Annotated in this window: 18 protein-coding genes; 5 read left to right on the plus strand and 13 right to left on the minus strand. The window is 72.2% G+C overall.

Annotated elements, in window-relative coordinates:
- Positions 1-47: 47 nt before the first annotated feature.
- A complete protein-coding gene (locus AB0B72_RS15870) occupies positions 48-1,076 on the minus strand; it encodes a S8 family serine peptidase (protein ID WP_367739471.1) in 1,029 nt (342 codons plus the stop codon).
- Positions 1,077-1,266: 190 nt separating this feature from the next.
- Here AB0B72_RS15870 and AB0B72_RS15875 point away from each other — a divergent pair, with 190 nt between their 5' ends.
- Positions 1,267-1,764, plus strand: coding sequence for a DUF3145 domain-containing protein (locus AB0B72_RS15875; RefSeq protein WP_367739472.1), 498 nt, complete (start codon positions 1,267-1,269; stop codon positions 1,762-1,764).
- A 105-nt stretch (positions 1,765-1,869) separates the two neighbouring features.
- Here AB0B72_RS15875 and AB0B72_RS15880 read toward each other — a convergent pair whose 3' ends face one another.
- The 9 genes from AB0B72_RS15880 to AB0B72_RS15920 form a co-directional block, all read right to left on the minus strand.
- Positions 1,870-3,288 (minus strand): acyl-CoA carboxylase subunit beta, encoded by a 1,419-nt coding sequence (locus AB0B72_RS15880; protein ID WP_367739473.1) that lies wholly within the window; start codon positions 3,286-3,288, stop codon positions 1,870-1,872.
- A 13-nt stretch (positions 3,289-3,301) separates the two neighbouring features.
- Entirely contained in the window at positions 3,302-4,534 is a 1,233-nt protein-coding gene (gene fabF, locus AB0B72_RS15885) for a beta-ketoacyl-ACP synthase II (protein WP_367739474.1), read from the minus strand.
- 87 nt (positions 4,535-4,621) lie between these two features.
- Positions 4,622-4,861, minus strand: coding sequence for an acyl carrier protein (locus AB0B72_RS15890; protein ID WP_261583919.1), 240 nt, complete (start codon positions 4,859-4,861; stop codon positions 4,622-4,624).
- Positions 4,862-4,939: 78 nt separating this feature from the next.
- Entirely contained in the window at positions 4,940-5,896 is a 957-nt protein-coding gene (locus AB0B72_RS15895; protein WP_367739475.1) for a beta-ketoacyl-ACP synthase III, read from the minus strand.
- Positions 5,893-6,789 carry an ACP S-malonyltransferase gene (locus AB0B72_RS15900; RefSeq protein WP_367739476.1) on the minus strand — a complete coding sequence of 299 codons (897 nt, stop codon included), beginning with the start codon at positions 6,787-6,789 and terminating at the stop codon, positions 5,893-5,895. Before AB0B72_RS15900 ends, AB0B72_RS15895 begins: the two co-directional genes overlap by 4 nt.
- A gap of 116 nt (positions 6,790-6,905) precedes the next feature.
- Entirely contained in the window at positions 6,906-8,054 is a 1,149-nt protein-coding gene (locus AB0B72_RS15905) for a PucR family transcriptional regulator (RefSeq protein WP_367739497.1), read from the minus strand.
- A 156-nt stretch (positions 8,055-8,210) separates the two neighbouring features.
- A complete protein-coding gene (locus AB0B72_RS15910) occupies positions 8,211-8,660 on the minus strand; it encodes a DUF350 domain-containing protein (protein WP_367739477.1) in 450 nt (149 codons plus the stop codon).
- Between the two features lie 13 nt (positions 8,661-8,673).
- Complete coding sequence (locus AB0B72_RS15915; protein WP_367739478.1) at positions 8,674-9,837, minus strand: glutathionylspermidine synthase family protein; 1,164 nt, start codon at positions 9,835-9,837, stop codon at positions 8,674-8,676.
- A 3-nt stretch (positions 9,838-9,840) separates the two neighbouring features.
- Positions 9,841-10,332, minus strand: coding sequence for a hypothetical protein (locus AB0B72_RS15920; RefSeq protein ID WP_367739479.1), 492 nt, complete (start codon positions 10,330-10,332; stop codon positions 9,841-9,843).
- Positions 10,333-10,441: 109 nt separating this feature from the next.
- Between AB0B72_RS15920 and AB0B72_RS15925 the strand changes: the two genes are divergently transcribed.
- The 4 genes from AB0B72_RS15925 to AB0B72_RS15940 all read left to right on the plus strand — a co-directional run bounded on the left by AB0B72_RS15925 (position 10,442) and on the right by AB0B72_RS15940 (position 13,496).
- Positions 10,442-11,473 carry a PHP domain-containing protein gene (locus tag AB0B72_RS15925; RefSeq protein WP_367739480.1) on the plus strand — a complete coding sequence of 344 codons (1,032 nt, stop codon included), beginning with the start codon at positions 10,442-10,444 and terminating at the stop codon, positions 11,471-11,473.
- Positions 11,474-11,520: 47 nt separating this feature from the next.
- Entirely contained in the window at positions 11,521-11,979 is a 459-nt protein-coding gene (locus AB0B72_RS15930; protein ID WP_367739481.1) for a helix-turn-helix transcriptional regulator, read from the plus strand.
- Between the two features lie 161 nt (positions 11,980-12,140).
- Positions 12,141-12,854, plus strand: coding sequence for a helix-turn-helix transcriptional regulator (locus AB0B72_RS15935; RefSeq protein ID WP_367739482.1), 714 nt, complete (start codon positions 12,141-12,143; stop codon positions 12,852-12,854).
- 246 nt (positions 12,855-13,100) lie between these two features.
- On the plus strand, positions 13,101-13,496 hold the full coding sequence (locus AB0B72_RS15940) for a VOC family protein (RefSeq protein ID WP_367739483.1): 396 nt from the start codon (positions 13,101-13,103) through the stop codon (positions 13,494-13,496).
- A 119-nt stretch (positions 13,497-13,615) separates the two neighbouring features.
- Here the strand turns inward: AB0B72_RS15940 and AB0B72_RS15945 are convergent, their stop codons facing one another.
- The 3 genes from AB0B72_RS15945 to AB0B72_RS15955 form a co-directional block, all read right to left on the minus strand.
- Entirely contained in the window at positions 13,616-14,197 is a 582-nt protein-coding gene (locus AB0B72_RS15945) for a hypothetical protein (RefSeq protein WP_367739484.1), read from the minus strand.
- Positions 14,194-14,901: a hypothetical protein gene (locus AB0B72_RS15950; RefSeq protein WP_367739485.1), complete on the minus strand. Its 708-nt coding sequence runs from the start codon at positions 14,899-14,901 to the stop codon at positions 14,194-14,196. The genes AB0B72_RS15945 and AB0B72_RS15950 overlap by 4 nt, the downstream gene beginning before the upstream one ends.
- 92 nt (positions 14,902-14,993) lie before the next feature.
- Positions 14,994-16,028 (minus strand): DUF916 domain-containing protein, encoded by a 1,035-nt coding sequence (locus AB0B72_RS15955; protein ID WP_367739486.1) that lies wholly within the window; start codon positions 16,026-16,028, stop codon positions 14,994-14,996.
- Positions 16,029-16,112 lie beyond the last annotated feature (84 nt).

Genomic DNA, 16,112 nt, shown 5'->3' on the forward strand with positions numbered 1-16,112 from the left:
CTGCGTCACTGTCCGCGTCCAGATGAGAGCTTTAGGTGACGACGACCTTACCGATCCTCGCCCGTGACGACCAGACCGGGATCGGCGCCGTTCGCGCCGTCGCGGAGCACCCGCCGTACGGCGGACCGAGGGGGCAGGTCCCGGCAGAGCCGGGCGACGGCGCCGGTGACGGCGGCGGCCGCGAACGACGTGCCGCTCCACGTGGCGTAGCCGTGGAAGTCCCCGTGCTCCAGGAAGCTGCTCGCCAGGCCGACGCCGTGGGTGTAGACGTCGACCCAGGGGCCGTACGCCGAGAAGGGGGCCCGGCCGCCGTCGCCGAGCGCCCCGACGGCGACCACGCCGGGCAGGGCGGCGGGCCAGAAGGGACGGTCCGACGCCGTGTTGCCCGCGCAGGCGACGACGGCGGGGAAAGGCGTCAGCGCCTCGGCGAGGCCCAGGGGCGGCCTGTCGTCGAAGGTGAAGCCGCCGAACGACACGTTCAGCACGTCGATCCGCTCGCCGCGCAACGCGCCGAGAGCGCCCAGCAGGGCCGCCTCGTCGCTCACGCCGTGGCTGTCGAGCAGCCGCAGGGCCCGCAGCCGCACCCCGGGCGCACGCCGCAGGACGACCCCGGCGACGAAGGTGCCGTGCCCGGCCTGCTCGTCACGAACCCCGTCGCCGTCGGCGTCGGGCGTCTCGGCGATCTCGTCCCGGTACCAGCGCGAGAGCCAGGGATGGGGGGCGAGCCCGGTGTCGAGCACGCCGACCGTCACGTCACAGAGCTCCCCCGGCTCGTACGGCACGGCGGCCGCGGGAGACGGGGCGCCGCCGGGGCCGCCGAAGTACAGCGGCTGCCCGACGAGCACGTGGTTGGGCGACGCCAGGTGCCCGCGGTCCCGGAGTGTGACCGTCAGGTCGAGCACGTCCACGCCGGGGGTGAGCCGTACGCGGTGGACGGAACCGGGCCCGCCGGCCTGCCCCAGGGGCGCCGCGCCGGCACTCCACCGGCCGACGGCGGCGGGGGAGGCGGTCAGCAACTCCCCGGGGCGGATGAGGGCGGGACGGCCGTGGAGGTGTTCGACCAGTCGGCTGCGCATCCGTGTCTTCCTTCGACGATTACGGAACGCATCTTTCCCGTTTCGATGGGTTGCCATTCCTCAATCGGTATGACCCCCCTCTGGTGCCAGGCCACGACGGACGGTAGTCTCTCCTACAGTCATCCAATCGTGATCATCCCAAGTATGAGGCCGTTGGGGAAGGCGCACCTCATGCGATCTGGGAGGTCCGGTGGCTGCTGCTCGTGGCGTCCTGTACGTCCACTCGGCTCAGCCTGCGCTGTGCCCGCACATTGAGTGGGCCGTCGCAGGCGTTCTTGGCGTACCCGTCGACCTGACGTGGACCGCCCAGCCTGCCGCGCCTGGGACCCTGAGGGCCCAGGCCGAGTGGGAGGGCCGTCCCGGCACGGCGGCGGCGATCACGTCTGGTCTCATGGGCTGGCAGCGCATCCGCTTCGAGATCACCGAGGATGCATCGCCGGGCATCGACGGGTCCCGCCATGCCTACACGCCGACGCTCGGGGCCTTCACGGCGGTCGTCGGGGCCAGCGGCGACATTCTGATCCCCGAGGATCGGCTACGCAACGTGATGTTGATGGCCGCCCAGGGACGGGTCGTCCTGGAGGACGAGCTGGACCGCCTGCTCGGCAAGCAGTGGGACGAGGAACTCGAGTCGTTCAGGTACGCGGGCGAGGGCGCACCCGTCCGCTGGCTCCACGCCGCCGTCTGAGCGAGCCGCCCCCACCGATCCGCTCCGCCCCGGAGACGGCTCGTACGCCTGAAACCGGAAGGAGCCGGCCCCCGGGAGGGGAGCCGGCTCCTTCCGGTACGGCGGTCAGAGCGGGATGTTGCCGTGGGCGCCGCGGGCGGGGGTGGCCTGGGCGATGACCCGGGCGATCATGCCGCGGGTCTTGCCTGGCTCGATGACCTCGTCCACGACGCCGAGGTCGATGGCCCGGGCGAGACCACCGGCGACCTTCTCATGCTCCTCCGCGAGCCGGTTCTCCAGGGCGGGCCGCTCCGCCTCGGGAGCGGCGGCGATCTCGCGCCGCTTCAGGACGCGCACCGCGGCGACCGGGCCCATGACCGCGATCTGGGTCGTCGGCCAGGCGAAGACGCGGGTCGCGCCGAGCGCCCGGGAGTTCATCGCGATGTAGGCGCCGCCGTAGGCCTTGCGGGTGACCACGGTCACCCGGGGGACCGACGCCTCGGCGAACGCGTGGAGCAGCTTCGCCCCCCGCCGTACGACGCCGTCGTGCTCCTGGCCGACGCCGGGCAGGTAGCCGGGCACGTCGACCAGCACCACGAGAGGCACTCCGAAGGCATCACACATCCGGACGAACCGGGCGGCCTTCTCCGCGGACGACGAGTCGAGACAGCCGCCGAGGCGCATGGGGTTGTTGGCGATGACGCCGACCGTCCGGCCGCCGAGACGGCCGAGGGTGGTGACGATGTTCGGCGCCCACTTCGGGTGGAGCTCCACGCCCGGCTCGTCCAGCAGGCCGTTCACCAGGGGATGCACGTCGTAGGCGCGGCGGGGGTTGTCGGGCAGGAGGCTGCTGAAGTCGGCCTCGTCGACCTCGTGCACCCTGCCCTGATGGCCGAGCAGCACGGCGAGCTGACGCGCCTTGAGGAGGGCCTCGGCCTCGTCCTTGGTGACGACGTGCACCACGCCGCTGCGCTTGCTGTGCGGCTCGGGACCGCCGAGCGAGGCCATGTCGATCTCCTCGCCGGTGACGCTGCGGACGACGTCCGGGCCGGTGACGAAGATGCGGCCGTTGTCGGCGAGGATCACCAGGTCGGTCAGGGCCGGGCCGTAGGCGGCGCCGCCGGCGGCCGGGCCGACCACGACGGAGATCTGGGGCACCAGGCCGGACGCCTTGGTCATGGCGGCGAAGACGCGGCCGACCGCGTGGAGCGACTCAACGCCCTCGGCCAGCCGGGCGCCTCCGGAGTGCCAGACGCCGATGACCGGCACCCTCTCGCGGACCGCGACGTCGTAGGCGTGCACGATGTGCTCGCAGCCCTCCGCGCCCATCGCGCCGCCCTGCACACGGGCGTCGCTGCAGAAGGCCACGACCGGCACGCCCTCCACGCGGCCGGCCACCGCGCGCACACCGCTCTTGTCCTCCGGCGACAGGGCCCGGATCGAGCCCTCGTCCAGAAGGTGGGTGAGGCGGACGAGAGGGTCCCGAAGGTCCTGTTCTGGCGTATCGGAGGAAGCGGCCACCAACCCGTTGTCCAGCACAGTCATTCGAGACTCCTCGTCAGACAGAGGTGAAGGCCACGGCGACGTTGTGACCGCCGAACCCGAAAGAGTTGTTGATGGCCGCGATCTGGCCGCCGGGCAGTTTGCGCGGCTCGTGGCGCACGATGTCCACCTCGATGCCGTCGTCCAGGTCGTCGACGTTGATCGTGGCGGGAACGATGCGCTCGTTCAGAGCCAGGATCGTGAAGACCGACTCGATGCCGCCCGCGCCGCCGAGCAGGTGGCCCGTCATCGACTTGGTCGCCGTCACCAGCGGGTGCGACCCGATGGTCTCCTTGATGGCGATCGTCTCGACGACGTCGCCGGCCGGAGTGGAGGTCGCGTGGGCGTTGATGTGGACCACGTCGGCGCCGGTGAGCCCGGTGTTGTCCAGCAGCCGCTGGATGGCGAGCCGGATGCCCGCCCCCGACGGCTCGGGCTGGGCGATGTGGTGGGCGTCGGACGAGTAGCCGGCCCCGGCCGCCACGGCGTAGATTTTGGCGCCGCGCGCCCGCGCGTGCTCCTCCGACTCCAGCACCACGATGCCCGCGCCCTCGCCGAGCACGAACCCGTCCCGGCCCTTGTCGAACGGTCTGGACGCGCGCTGCGGCTCGTCGTTGCGGGTGGACATCGCGCGCATCGCGGCGAAGGAGCCCACGTTGAGCGGGTGGATGGCCGCCTCGGTGCCGCCCGCGACGACCACGTCGGCCCGGCCGTCCTTGATCATGTCGATCGCGTACGCGATGGACTCGGCTCCGGTGGCGCAGGCGCTGACCGGGGAGTGCACCCCGGCCCGCGCGCCGATCTCGATGCTGATCCAGCCGGCCGCCCCGTTGGGCATCAGCATCGGCACGGTGAAGGGCGACAGGCGCTGCCAGCCCTTCTCCTTGAACGTGTCGTACGCGGCCAGGATCGTCGTGATGCCGCCGATGCCGCTGCCGACCGCGACGCCGAGCCGCGTCGGGTCGACGTCCGGCTTGCCCGCGTCCTCCCAGGCCTCCCGGGCGGCGATCAAGCCGAACTGCTCGGCGCGGTCCAGCCGCCGGGCCTCCGGCCTGGGGAGGACCTCAAGGGGGTCGACCGCCGCGAGGCCGGCGAACTTCACCGGCACGAAGTCGACCCAGTCCTCGGTGAGCGTACGGATGCCCGACCGCCCGTCGAGGAGCGCCGACCAGGTCGATGCGACGTCTCCACCGAGGGGCGTCGTCGCGCCGAGCCCGGTGACGACGACACGTACCCGGTCATTACTCACTTGTCTGCACTCCTCTTGCTCGTTCGGGCGGCCGCGCGCGGCGCGGCGTGGTGCGCGGGCTGTCGCCCGTGGTCAGGCCTGAAGCGGTCAGGCCTGGATGAAGTTGATGACGTCCTTGACGGTCTTCAGGTGCTTGAGCTGGTCGTCGGGGATCTCGACGCCGAACTCGTCCTGGGCCGCGACGGCGATCTCGACCATCGAGAGCGAGTCGATGTCGAGGTCGTCCACGAAGTTCTTCTCCGGGGTGACCTCCGCAGCCGGGATGCCGGTGATCTCGTTAACGATCTTGCCAAGGCCGGCGAGGATCTCCTGCTCGGTCAATGCCATGTCGCGACTTCTCCTTGAAAGAGGTGGATTCACGGTTCTCTGGGTGTTCCCAGATCTGTACGGCGAGCCGTACAAGCCTTAGGGGATCTCGATTACCTGGGAGGCGTAGGTGAGGCCGGCGCCGAAGCCGAGCAGCAGGGCGAGCCCGCCGGACGGCACCTCGCCGCGCTCGATCATGCGGGACAGCGCGAGCGGGATCGACGCCGCCGAGGTGTTGCCGGCGAGCACGATGTCCTTGGCGATGACGGCGTCGTCGGCGCCCAGCTTGCGGGCGATCGCCTCGATGATGCGCAGGTTGGCCTGGTGGGGGACGAAGGCGGCGAGATCGGCGGGGTCCACGCCGGCGCGCTCGCACGCCAGCCGGGCCACCGGGTGGAGCGCGGTCGTGGCCCAGCGGAACACGGTCTGCCCCTCCTGCCGGAGGAACGACGCCCGGTCCTTGACGGCGATCGCGTCGGACTTGTCGCCGGCGCTGCCCCAGACGACGGGGCCGATGCCGGGTGTCTCGGAGGGGACGACCACGGCCGCGCCCGCGCCGTCCGCGAAGATCACGGCGGTCGCACGGTCGTCCCAGTCGACCCACTGGGTGAGCTTCTCGGTGCCGACGACCAGCACGTTCTTGGCGGATCCGGCCCGTACGGCGTCCGCGGCGGCGGCCAGGCCGTAGCAGAAGCCGGCGCAGGCGGCGTTGACGTCGAAGGCGCCGGGGGCCCTGATGCCCAGCCGGTGCGCGACCCGGGCGGCGGCGTTGGGGATCTGCGCCTCCAGCGTGCAGGTCGCCACGATGACCAGGTCGATGTCGCCGCTCGACAGGCCGCTGGCCGCGAGGGCCTTGCCGCCCGCCTGGACGGCGAGGTCGATCTCGGACTCGTTCGGCCCCGCGACGCGCCGCTCCTTGATGCCGACGCGGCTTTGGATCCACTCGTCGTTGGTGTCGAGTCGCTGGGAGAGGTCGTAGTTGGTGACCACCTCCGCCGGCTGGTAACCGCCGAACGCCAGAATCCGCGCGCCGGGGGCGCCTTGGCTGAGCCTCACTTGAGCACCTCTCGGGCGGCGTCCAGGTCGTCAGGGGTCTTCAGGGCCACGGTCCGCACGCCCCGCAGGGCTCGCTTGGCGAGGCCGGTCAGCGTGCCGCCGGGCAGCAGCTCGATCATCGTGGTGACGCCGAGCTCGCTCATCGTCGCCATACAGCAGTCCCACCGCACCGGGTTGGCCACCTGGTGGACGAGCCGGTCGAGGAACTCGCCGCCTCCGGCGACCGTGGCGCCGTCCGCGTTGGACAGCAGCGTGACGGCCGGCTCGCCCGGCGCGACGGCGGCCACCGCCTCGCGGAGCCGGTCGACGGCCGGGGCCATGTGCGCGGTGTGGAAGGCGCCGGCGACCTGCAGGGTCCGCAGGCGCACCCCGTCCGGGCGGTCGGCCGAGAAGGCCTCCAGCCGCTCCAGGGTGCCGCCGGCGACGATCTGCCCGGCGCCGTTGACGTTCGCGGGGGTGAGACCGTGCTTGTCGATGGCGGCCAGCACGTCCTCCTCGACCCCGCCGAGCACCGCCACCATCCCGGTCGCGGTCACCTCGGCGGCGTCCGCCATCGCGCGGCCCCGCTCCCGGACCAGGGCCAGGGCGTCACCGGGGTGGAGCACCCCGGCGATCGCGGCCGCGGCGAACTCGCCGACGCTGTGCCCGGCCGTCACGTCCGGCCGCACTCCGAGGACCTCGTACGACGCCAGGGCGGCCGCCACCAGCAGGGGCTGGGCGACGGCGGTGTCGCGGATCTCGTCTGCGCCGGCGGTCGTCCCGTACGCGGCGAGATCCAGCCCCACGATCTCCGACCACGCCGAGATACGGTCGCGGAATTCGGGGATCTCCAGCCATGGAGTCAGGAAGCCTGGGGTCTGGGCGCCTTGGCCCGGAGCGACGATGACGAGCACGTATCCACCTTGCCCTGTAGAGGTTCACCACACTGATAGAGATCCGAACGAACTTTACGGGCGCCGTGTTGTGGGGTCCCTACAGTTTCGGTGTCGCAGCGGTTAAACCGGCCCGACTACGCCACGGACAGGCGGCCGAGTATAAGGCCGACCTGAAGGGTAAATGCGGACCGTCCCTCCGTGGGCTGGTACCCCGTCAGTTCGGTGATCTTCCTGAGACGGTACCGCACCGTGTTGGGGTGGACGAACAGCAGCCGCGCCGTCGCCTCCAGCGAGGTCCCCTGCTCCAGGTACGTCGCCAGGGTGTCGAGCAGCGGAGTACCGGCCAGCGGTTTGTAGACGTTCTCCACAAGTTGGGCGCGGGCGTCCTCGTCCCCGTCGAGCGCACGCTCGGCCAGCAGGTCCTCGGCCAGCACGGGCCGCGGCGCGTCCGGCCAGCCGGAGGCGGCGCGCAGCCCGGCGATCGCCGCCCTGGCCGAGCTGGCCGCCGCGTGCAGGTCCGGGACCTCGGGGCCGATGACGATGGGGCCCGGCCCGAACCGCGGCACGACGCTGCGCGCCGCGTCCTTGACGCTGTCCGCCCCGCCGACGATGACGATCAGCCGGTCGCCCTGCACGCCGGCGAGCAGCTCGTATCCCACGCGGCGGCCCTTGTCGCGCAGCCCGTCGATGATCGTCTGCGGGTCCTCGTCGGGGGAGTGTCCGGCGAAGACGACGACCGGCGCCGACGTCCAGCCGAGCGCCGCGGCCCACGAGTGGAGGCCGTCGTCCACCTGGCCGCGCACGAGCGCGTCCACGATGAGCGCCTCCAGCCGGGCGTCCCAGGAGCCGCGCGCCTCGGCCTCCCTGGCGTACACCTGGGCGGCGGCGAAGGCCACGTCGCGCGTGTAGCGCAGCATGGCGTGGCGCAGCAGCTCGGCGCCGCCGGGTGCGGCCAGCTCCTCGACCTGCGCCTCCACCACCTCGACGACGATGCGGACCAGGTCGACCGTCTGCTGCAGCGACACGCTCCGCTTGAGCTCGCGCGGGGCGGTGCCGAAGAACTCGATGCTCGGCGTCGGCCGCCCCTCGCCCGCGTGTCCGAACCACTCGACGAACGCGGCGATCCCCGCCTGGGCGACCAGGCCGACCCACGACCTGTCCTCCGCCGACAGCACGCGGTACCAGGAGAGCTGGTCCTCCATCCGGGCCATCGCGGCGGTGCCTAGGCTGCCCATCGCCCGGTCCAGCCGCCGTGCCGTGTCCTCCCGGATCCTGTCGCTCATCGGCCCTCCTTCGTCGGCCGCGCCGGCCACCGCGTCGCCCTGCCTGCCCGTCTTGACCCGTCCGCCCCGCTCGCTCACGCCTATAGCGTGCCAGGTCATCGGCCCGGCCGCGTCGCACGGCGTGGCGGGCGGGGACGCCCCGCGTGCCGTACGGGGCTAGAGGACGGCCACGGCGGTGATGAGCCCGATGAGGAAATGGGTCACGGCGAGGAGCACGGCGGCCGGCTGGAGGGCCGCCTCCTGGACGAGCTCGCGCACCGAGATACCGGCGACGCGGTCGAAGGCGATCATGCCGAGCGTCTGCACGGCGATGCCGACGAGCCCGAAGACGAGCGTGGCGAGCAGCCCCTCCTGGAGCGCCCCGCCGGACGACCAGATCGACGCGGCGACGACGAGCCCGACGCCCGCGAGGCTGGAGGCGGCCAGCAGGGTCGCGTTGGGGTTGCGGTCGGTGCGGATCACCTTGCTGAGCCTGCCGGGTGTGGCCAGGTCGACGACGTAGAACCCGGCGACGAGCAGGAGCACGCCGAGGACGGCGTACGCGAGGATCGCCAGGGCGCCGTGGCCGAGCACGTCGCCGAGCGAGGTGGAGTCTGCGCTGTTCATGGGGGGTTCGCTTTCAGCCGTGGATGCGGTGGGGGACGAAGGACGAGGTGTCGTCGGTGATGAGGCCGGAGGTCTCCCGGATGCCGAGCCCCGCGGCCTCGTCGCCGACCACCCAGGCCCCGAGCACCGGCCGCCATCCGCCGAAGTCGGGCAGCGGGCAGAACTCCTGGTGGACGAACCCTTCGGCGCCGTACCCGCCGCCGGTCTCCACCTCCACTCCCGGGGCGGACACGAGCATGGAGGCGCCCTCGCGCCCGAGCAGCGGCTTGCGCACGTAGCCGGTCGTGCCGGCGAGCTCGCGGGGGCCGTCCAGGTAGGCGGGCAGCAGGTTGGGGTGGCCGGGGTAGAGCTCCCACAGGATCGCCAGCAGCGCCTTGTTGGACAGCAGCATCTTCCACAGCGGCTCGGCCCATGTCATCGAGATCTGCTGGGCGAGCGCCTGCGGGCCGAACGGCTCGGCGACGATCCATTCCCAGGGGTAGAGCTTGCACAGCGTGCGCATGACCCGGTGCTCCATGTCGACGAAGCGCCGGTTGACCGGGTCCCAGCCGATGTCCTCCATCGCGACGGCGACGGTGGTCAGGCCGGCCTGCTCGGCGGTCTCCTGCAGGTAGCCGAGCGTCATCACCTCCTCGCCCGTCTCGTCGGCGTTCGTCCAGGCGAAGTGCACCGGGCCGGTCGGCAGCGTGAGGGACTTCCAGCGGTCGACCAGCCGTTCGTGGAGGGAGTTCCACTGGTCGTCGTCCGGGTAGACGTCCCTCAGCCAGAACCACTGCACGACCGAGCTCTCGACCAGGCTCGTCGGGGTGTCGGCGTTGTACTCCAGCAGCTTCGCCGGCCCGGTGCCGTCGTAGCGGAGGTCGAAGCGGCCGAACACGTGCGGGTCCCGCCGCCGCCACGACTGCGCGACAGCCGTACGGCAGGCGGGCGGGATGGCGAGGTCGGCGAGGCGGTCGTGGGCGACGATGTGCTCGGCGGCCGCCAGGCACATGGCGTGCAGCTCCTCGACCTGGGCCTCCAGCTCCAGGACCTCGTCCATGGTGAAGACGTAGTGGACGCTCTCGTCCCAGTACGGCCGTGACAGGCCTTCCGGGTGGGCCGACCGGTGGAACGCGAGCCCCTGCGATTCGATGACGGCGGGCCAGCCGTCTCTGGGCGTCGAGCTTTCCCTGCGCACCGGTCAGCCGCCGCCGCCCGAGTGGAAGCCGAACCCGCCGCGCTGCACGACCCGGCCCGACCGGGTTGTGATCTTCGCGTCGGCGGGCTTGACCGTGGTGCCGCGCAGGACGCGCCCGGCGACGCGGCTGCCGCCGTAGTACCACCCGTACGCGCCGTGCGAGCCGTAGTAGTGACGCGTGTCGTCGCACAGGTCGTCGTCGACGACGGCGTAGGACCCGTCGGCCTGGCGGCTGGACATGTCGACGCAGTCCGCTCCGACCTCGTCGTAGCTCTCCTGGGCCGCGCAGAAGCCGACCACCAGCGTCGACAGCACGCCCAGGGTGCCCAGCTTGATAGCGGTGGACGACTTGGAGCTCTTCGCCGGCTGCGGCGCCCCGGGGCGCGGCCCGGGCGCGCCCATGGCCATCGGGTGGCGACCTGGGGGACCAGGGGGACCGGGAGGGCCGGGGGGAGCGGCCGGCGGCGTGGAGGGGCGCTCCTCGGGTTCGGGCATGGGGCTCCTGCTGTCGAAGTCGGGACACATTACCGCCTGGTTGGACGAACGAGACAGGCCCCGGCGGGGTTCCCCGCCAGGCCTCCCGTCCGCGAGGTAGCGTGCCGGTGTGGACCCGGTCGAGGCTCTGAAGAGGATCGCCTTCCTGCTGGAGCGCGCGGGCGAGCCGACCTATCGTGTCCGCGCCTTCCGCGGCGCCGCCGCGGCCATCGCCGAGCTGCCGCGCGACGAGCTCGTCCGGCTCGCGCGGGCCGGCGGCCTGTCCGAGCTCAAGGGCGTGGGGAAGGTGACCGCCCTGGCCGTCACCGAGGCGCTGGAGGGCGGCGTTCCGACGTACCTGAGGCGGCTCGAGGACACCAGGGACGTCGACCTGGACGGCGCCGCCCGTGACCTGCGGGCGGCGCTCCGCGGCGACCTGCACAGCCACTCCGACTGGTCCGACGGCGGCTCGCCGATCGAGGAGATGGCCGCCGCCGCGCGGGCGCTGGGCCACGAGTACCTGGCGCTGACCGACCACTCGCCCAGGCTTGCCGTCGCACGGGGGCTGTCCGCCGACCGGCTGCGCCGCCAGCTCGACGTGGTGGCGGAGCTGAACGAGTCGTACGGCGGCTCGTTCCGGATCCTGACCGGGATCGAGGTGGACATCAACGCCGACGGATCGCTCGACCAGGAGCCCGAGCTGCTGGAACGGCTCGACGTCGTCGTCGCGAGCGTCCACTCGCTGCTGCGGATGGACGCGGAGGACATGACGCGGCGCATGATCACGGCGATCGCCGACCCGAACGTCGACGTGCTTGGCCACTGCACCGGGCGGATCGTCCAGGCGGGCGGGCGCAGGGGCGGCCTGCGGCCGGAGTCGTCGTTCGACGCCGAGATCGTGTTCGAGGCGTGCCGCACGTTCGGGGTGGCCGTCGAGGTCAACTCGCGGCCGGATCGGCTCGACCCGCCCAAGCGCCTGCTCCGGCTGGCGTACGAGATGGGGTGCGACTTCTCGATCGACTCCGACGCCCACGCGCCCGGGCAGCTCGACTGGCAGCGTTTCGGCTGCGAGCGGGCCGCTCTGTGCGGCATCGGGCCCGATCGGGTGGTGAACGCGCGGCCGTGGGCGAGTCGGGGTGATGGTCCTGTGGCGTCCGAGTGAGGTGTGTTGCGCCGTTTTGGCCGGTGTCGTCGGCGTAACTTCGCATCATGAAACGCCGCGACTCCCTGGTGAAGGAGCTGGAATCCGCCGGGCGCTTATCGGCCCGTGAGCTGGCTTCGCGCCTCGGAGTCAGCAGGAGCACGGTGGTGCGCGACGTGGCGAGGCTCAGGGAGGCCGGGGTCCCCATCCGGCTCGACCAGGGCGGATACGTGCTTCCCGGGCCCGACGCGGTGAAGCGGGCGATCGACAGGGCGCTGCTCGGCCGTCACGTGCTCCAGATCCGGTACGTCAACAGCAAGGGCGTCGAGACGACGCGGGACGTCGAGCCGAGCATCTGCCTCGGCGGCAGGGGAGGCCACTGGTACCTGGTCGCCTGGTGCCGGCTTCGCGAGGACGTGCGGGTCTTCCGGCTCGACCGGATCTCCTGGGCCGAGGTCATGGACGAGCGCTTCCCCGAGCCGGGCCGCGACCGCCTGGCCGAACTCGCCGAGGCCGTCGGCGGGTGACCGGGCGTCGCGCGCCCGCCGCGGCGGTGCGTGAGAGCGGACGGCGAGCGGGATGCGGCGGGGGGATGCGGCGCGGGCCGTTCCTGCCGTGACCGGGAAGAACGCGTGGGACTCGAACGGGCCAGCGAGAAATGTCGGTGGGGTGGCCTAGCGTCTGTGGGGTGAACCGTACCGAACGGCTCTACGCGATCGTCGAGGACCTGCGTGCGATCTCCCCACGTTGCAGGTCCGCGCGCGAGCTCGCCGAGCGCTTCGAGGTCAGCTCCCGGACGATCGAGCGGGACATCGGCGCGCTGCAGGAGGCCGGCGTGCCCATCTACGCGGAGATCGGGCGCCGGGGAGGCTACGCGCTGGAGAAGAGCATGTCCCTTCCCCCGCTCAACTTCACTCCCGCCGAGGCCGTGGCGGTGGCGATCGCCCTCAGCCGCACAGAGCAGCAGCCCTTCGCCGACGAGGCGCGCAGCGCGCTGCGCAAGCTCGTCGCCGCCATGCCCGGCCCGGAGGGGGAGCGGGCCCGGCAACTGGCCGCCCGCGTGCAGATCCTCATCGAGGACGAGCCGGAGTCCCGATACACCGGGTCGATCGGCCGGGTCATCGAGGAGGCCCTGCTCAAGGGCGTCGTCTTACGCATGCGGTACGGCGACGCGCAGGGCGTGCCGACGACCAGGGAGGTGGAGCCCGGGGCGTTCGTCGGCGGGCGGAGCGGCTGGTGGTATCTGGTGGCCTGGTGCCGGCTGCGCGACGCCGTCCGCGTCTTCCGGCTCGACCGGATCGCCGAGGCCGTCCTCACGGAGGAGCCGGTGCCCGGCCGGCCCCTGGAGGCGTTCGACGCCGGAGTGCCGGACATGATCGCTCGGACACCGGTGCTGGACTGAGCGAGGTTTCGAAAAAGTGTTCGCGAAATCCGGAAAACACCGACAGGGGGGTGTCGCCGGGGGGCGAAAGGCTCTCCCCACGCGACAACCGACGTGACAACCGACGCGACAACACCCGCGCGACGACTCGCGCGACGACGGACCGGCCACGGTCCGCCCGGCGCCTTCCCCGGCCCGTCCCGCCGCCCGCCGCCCGCCGTGCCGCCGGCACGGAGGGTGAGCGGGCCACAGAGAAAGAGAACGACGATGAGCAGTCCCGCCGCCCCCGCCGTCAACACCGTCGCCTGGTTCGAGATCGCGAGTGACGATCCCGACGGTGTCCAGCGGTTCTACGGCGACCTGTTCGGCTGGCGGTTCCGGACCGACGAGGGCTCGGCGGCCGTCGGAATGGACTACCGGATCATCAGCGACGACGGTGACGACGAGCCGCGTGGCGGGGTGTTCGGCACCGGTGGCGAGATGCCCGGCCACGCCGTCTTCACCGTCCTGGTGCGCGACGTGACCGAGACCTGCCGGAAGGTGGAGGCGCTGGGCGGGAAGGTGCTCAGCGAGGTTGTGGGCCACGGGGGCGGCCCCGACTTCGCCTATCTCCACGACACGTCCGGCAACCTTTTCGGGATCTTCGCTCCGGCCGGTTCCTGACCGGCCGGAGCGTCCCCAGGCCGCCCGAACGCCCGCCGGGACCTCCCGTGCTTCCCCTGCGGCGCCTTTCCCCCGGGTCCTTCCCTCCGGGCCGTCAGGGCGTTCGGGCGGCGCCGCGCTCAGCGCCGGGTGTACAGACTCCTGCGACGGGCGAGGACGATCCAGCCCGCGACGGCGATCACCGCCGCGACGACGATGATGCCGATCTTGAGGGGCATGCCCGCCGAGTCACCGGCCTCCTCGGCGTCCTGCGCGGACGCGGCCGACGTCCCGTCCGCCGCCGCTTCCTGTGACGCGGCCTGGCCGGTGGCCGACGACTGGGGCAGGGTGATCGCTCCCGCCTTCACTGTCACCGTCTTGCTCGCCTTGGTGGGCTCGGTCGCCTTCACGGTGACCTTCCACTCGCCGGCCGGCAGCGGGTCGGCGGCGTGGTAGAGGTTCTGGCCCTCCGGCGACGACCTGAGCGGCACCGGCCCGAAGGAGCGGCCGTCGGCGGAGGTCGCGACCAGCGTCGCCACGACGATCTCCGTGACGGGATGGCCGTCCTTCTTGTACGTGGCCAGCACGTTGACGTTGTGGTCGCCGTCCCCGGTCACCTCCAGCTTGATCGCCCCGTTGTGGGCGGAGGCCGCCGGTGCGGCGAGCACCAGCATGAGCCCGGCCAGCAGGGCGGTGAGGATGTATGTCAATGCCTTGTTCACGAGTCGTGACTCCCCTCGGGTTCGGTGTCCGGGGTGAGTGCCCCGTCACCGGGTGATGTCGGCAGGAACACGTGCTGGTGCCCGTAGCCCGCGTCGACGTTCACGGCGTCCAGGGCGGTGGCCCCGACCGACCAGGTGAAGAGCGCGTCGGCGCGTTGCCGGACGGCCAGGTCCACGGCGGTGGTCCGGGCCGGTCCGGCGAGGTTCCGCGCGGCCGCGTAGGTGTCGACGGTCGTGGCGATCTGCCGTACGGCTGAGGCGAGACTCGACCTCGCCACGTTGGTGGCGGTCTCGCCGGAAGGCGGGTCGGCGAAGCCGCTGACCGCGGCGGCGGCCGCCTTCTTCCAGTTCTCGACGTCGGCGGCGGTCACCGCGGCCGGTCCGGCGGTGCCGTCGGCGGGCATGGCCCGGTCCAGCCCGTCGAGCACGGGGGCCAGCCGGTCGCCGGTGGTGCGGGCCAGCTCGGTCAGGGTCTTGATCTGCGTCTTGTCCCGGAGGGCGGATTCGGTGCGGATCCGGTCGGCCATCTGCTCGACCGAGCTCGGCCGGCTCGTCCAGAACACCAGGCCGCCGGAGACGAGCGCGCCGACGACGAACGCGGCCACGAGGCCGAGCGCCCGGCTCCGGGCCGGGGGCGGGGCCGGCTGCCGGACAGGTTGCCGGACCGGCGCCGGTCGTCCGGGTGATCGCTTGATGCTCGCCACCTCCTGAGGAGAAGTTGTTGCCGATCGGGTGGATTGGGGGTGCCCACGAGACGTGTCGCGGGGGCGGCCGGTCCGTTCGCGCGCCGCGGTGCTCACGCACCGAGAGGCGAACCCCGGCCGTTGAGGATGACCAGCCTCTCCATACGCCTGCGGCGCCGGGCGCCGGTGATCCGGATGGCGAGGAAGACGCCGATGAGGAGGGCGAGGACGGCGAGCTGCGGCCACGGCAACGCCCACACCGTGGCGACGGTCGACACCCGGTCGGCGGTGACGCCGGGGAGCGGCTTACCCGCGGGCGAGGGGATCGCCGTCACCGTCGTGGTGATCAGCCCCATCGGCCAGGTGCCCGCCACCCGCGCGGTGAACGTGCGGCTGCCGCCCGGCATGATCTCGCGGGCCTTGGCGTCGGACGTGTCGTTCCAGCCGCTCTCGCCGGCGAATGTGGAGGTCAGGATCCGGGAGTCCGGGGCCAGCCGGACGTTGCCGGTGTTGGCGACGGTGTACGTCACGTCGACGGTGCCCGCTGCGAAGGGGTTCCACGACCACCCGTACTCGGCCCGGACGCCGGTCACGGTGACTTTCGCCGCGTAGGTGCCGGACACGCGGATGTTCAGCCGGACGCCCACCCGGTTCTGGACCCGCACCTGACCGGAGATCGTGTCCACGGACGCGGTCACGCCCGCGGGGTGATCCCCCGGCGTCGCGTTCTGGGGTATCGAGACCTGCACGGGCACGACGGCGGTGGCCCCGGCGGCGATGGTCACCTTGTCCGGGACCTGGATCCACGCGCCGCCGTCGGCCGGTTTGGCGTCCGAGGGCCGCATGTCGAAGTATCCCTTGGCGGTCAGGTAGCCGTCGTTGGCGTCGATCGCGAAGTCGACCGGCTGCGTGGAGCGGTTGGTGACGGCGATGTGCTCGGTCACCTGCTGCCCGCCGGGGAGCTCGATGTCGATGACGCGGCGGCCGTCGGGACCGTTGGCGTCGGCCGGCACGACCGACCAGGTGGTGTCGGCGTTGGACGGGGTGGCGAATGCGATCAGGGCGACCAAGGTGACCAGGACGGTCGCGCCGACAGCGGGAAGCATGGCGAGGCGGATGAGGACGCCCCGCGAACGGCTCTTGGTCAACGAAGGTGTCTCCTGTCTCATCGTGGGCGTCCGGGCCGTGTGCGAAACGCTCACACGGCCCGGACCACACACCTGGCTGTGGCT

It is taken from the genome of Microbispora sp. NPDC049125 (assembly GCF_040802045.1).
Lineage (GTDB): Bacteria > Actinomycetota > Actinomycetes > Streptosporangiales > Streptosporangiaceae > Microbispora.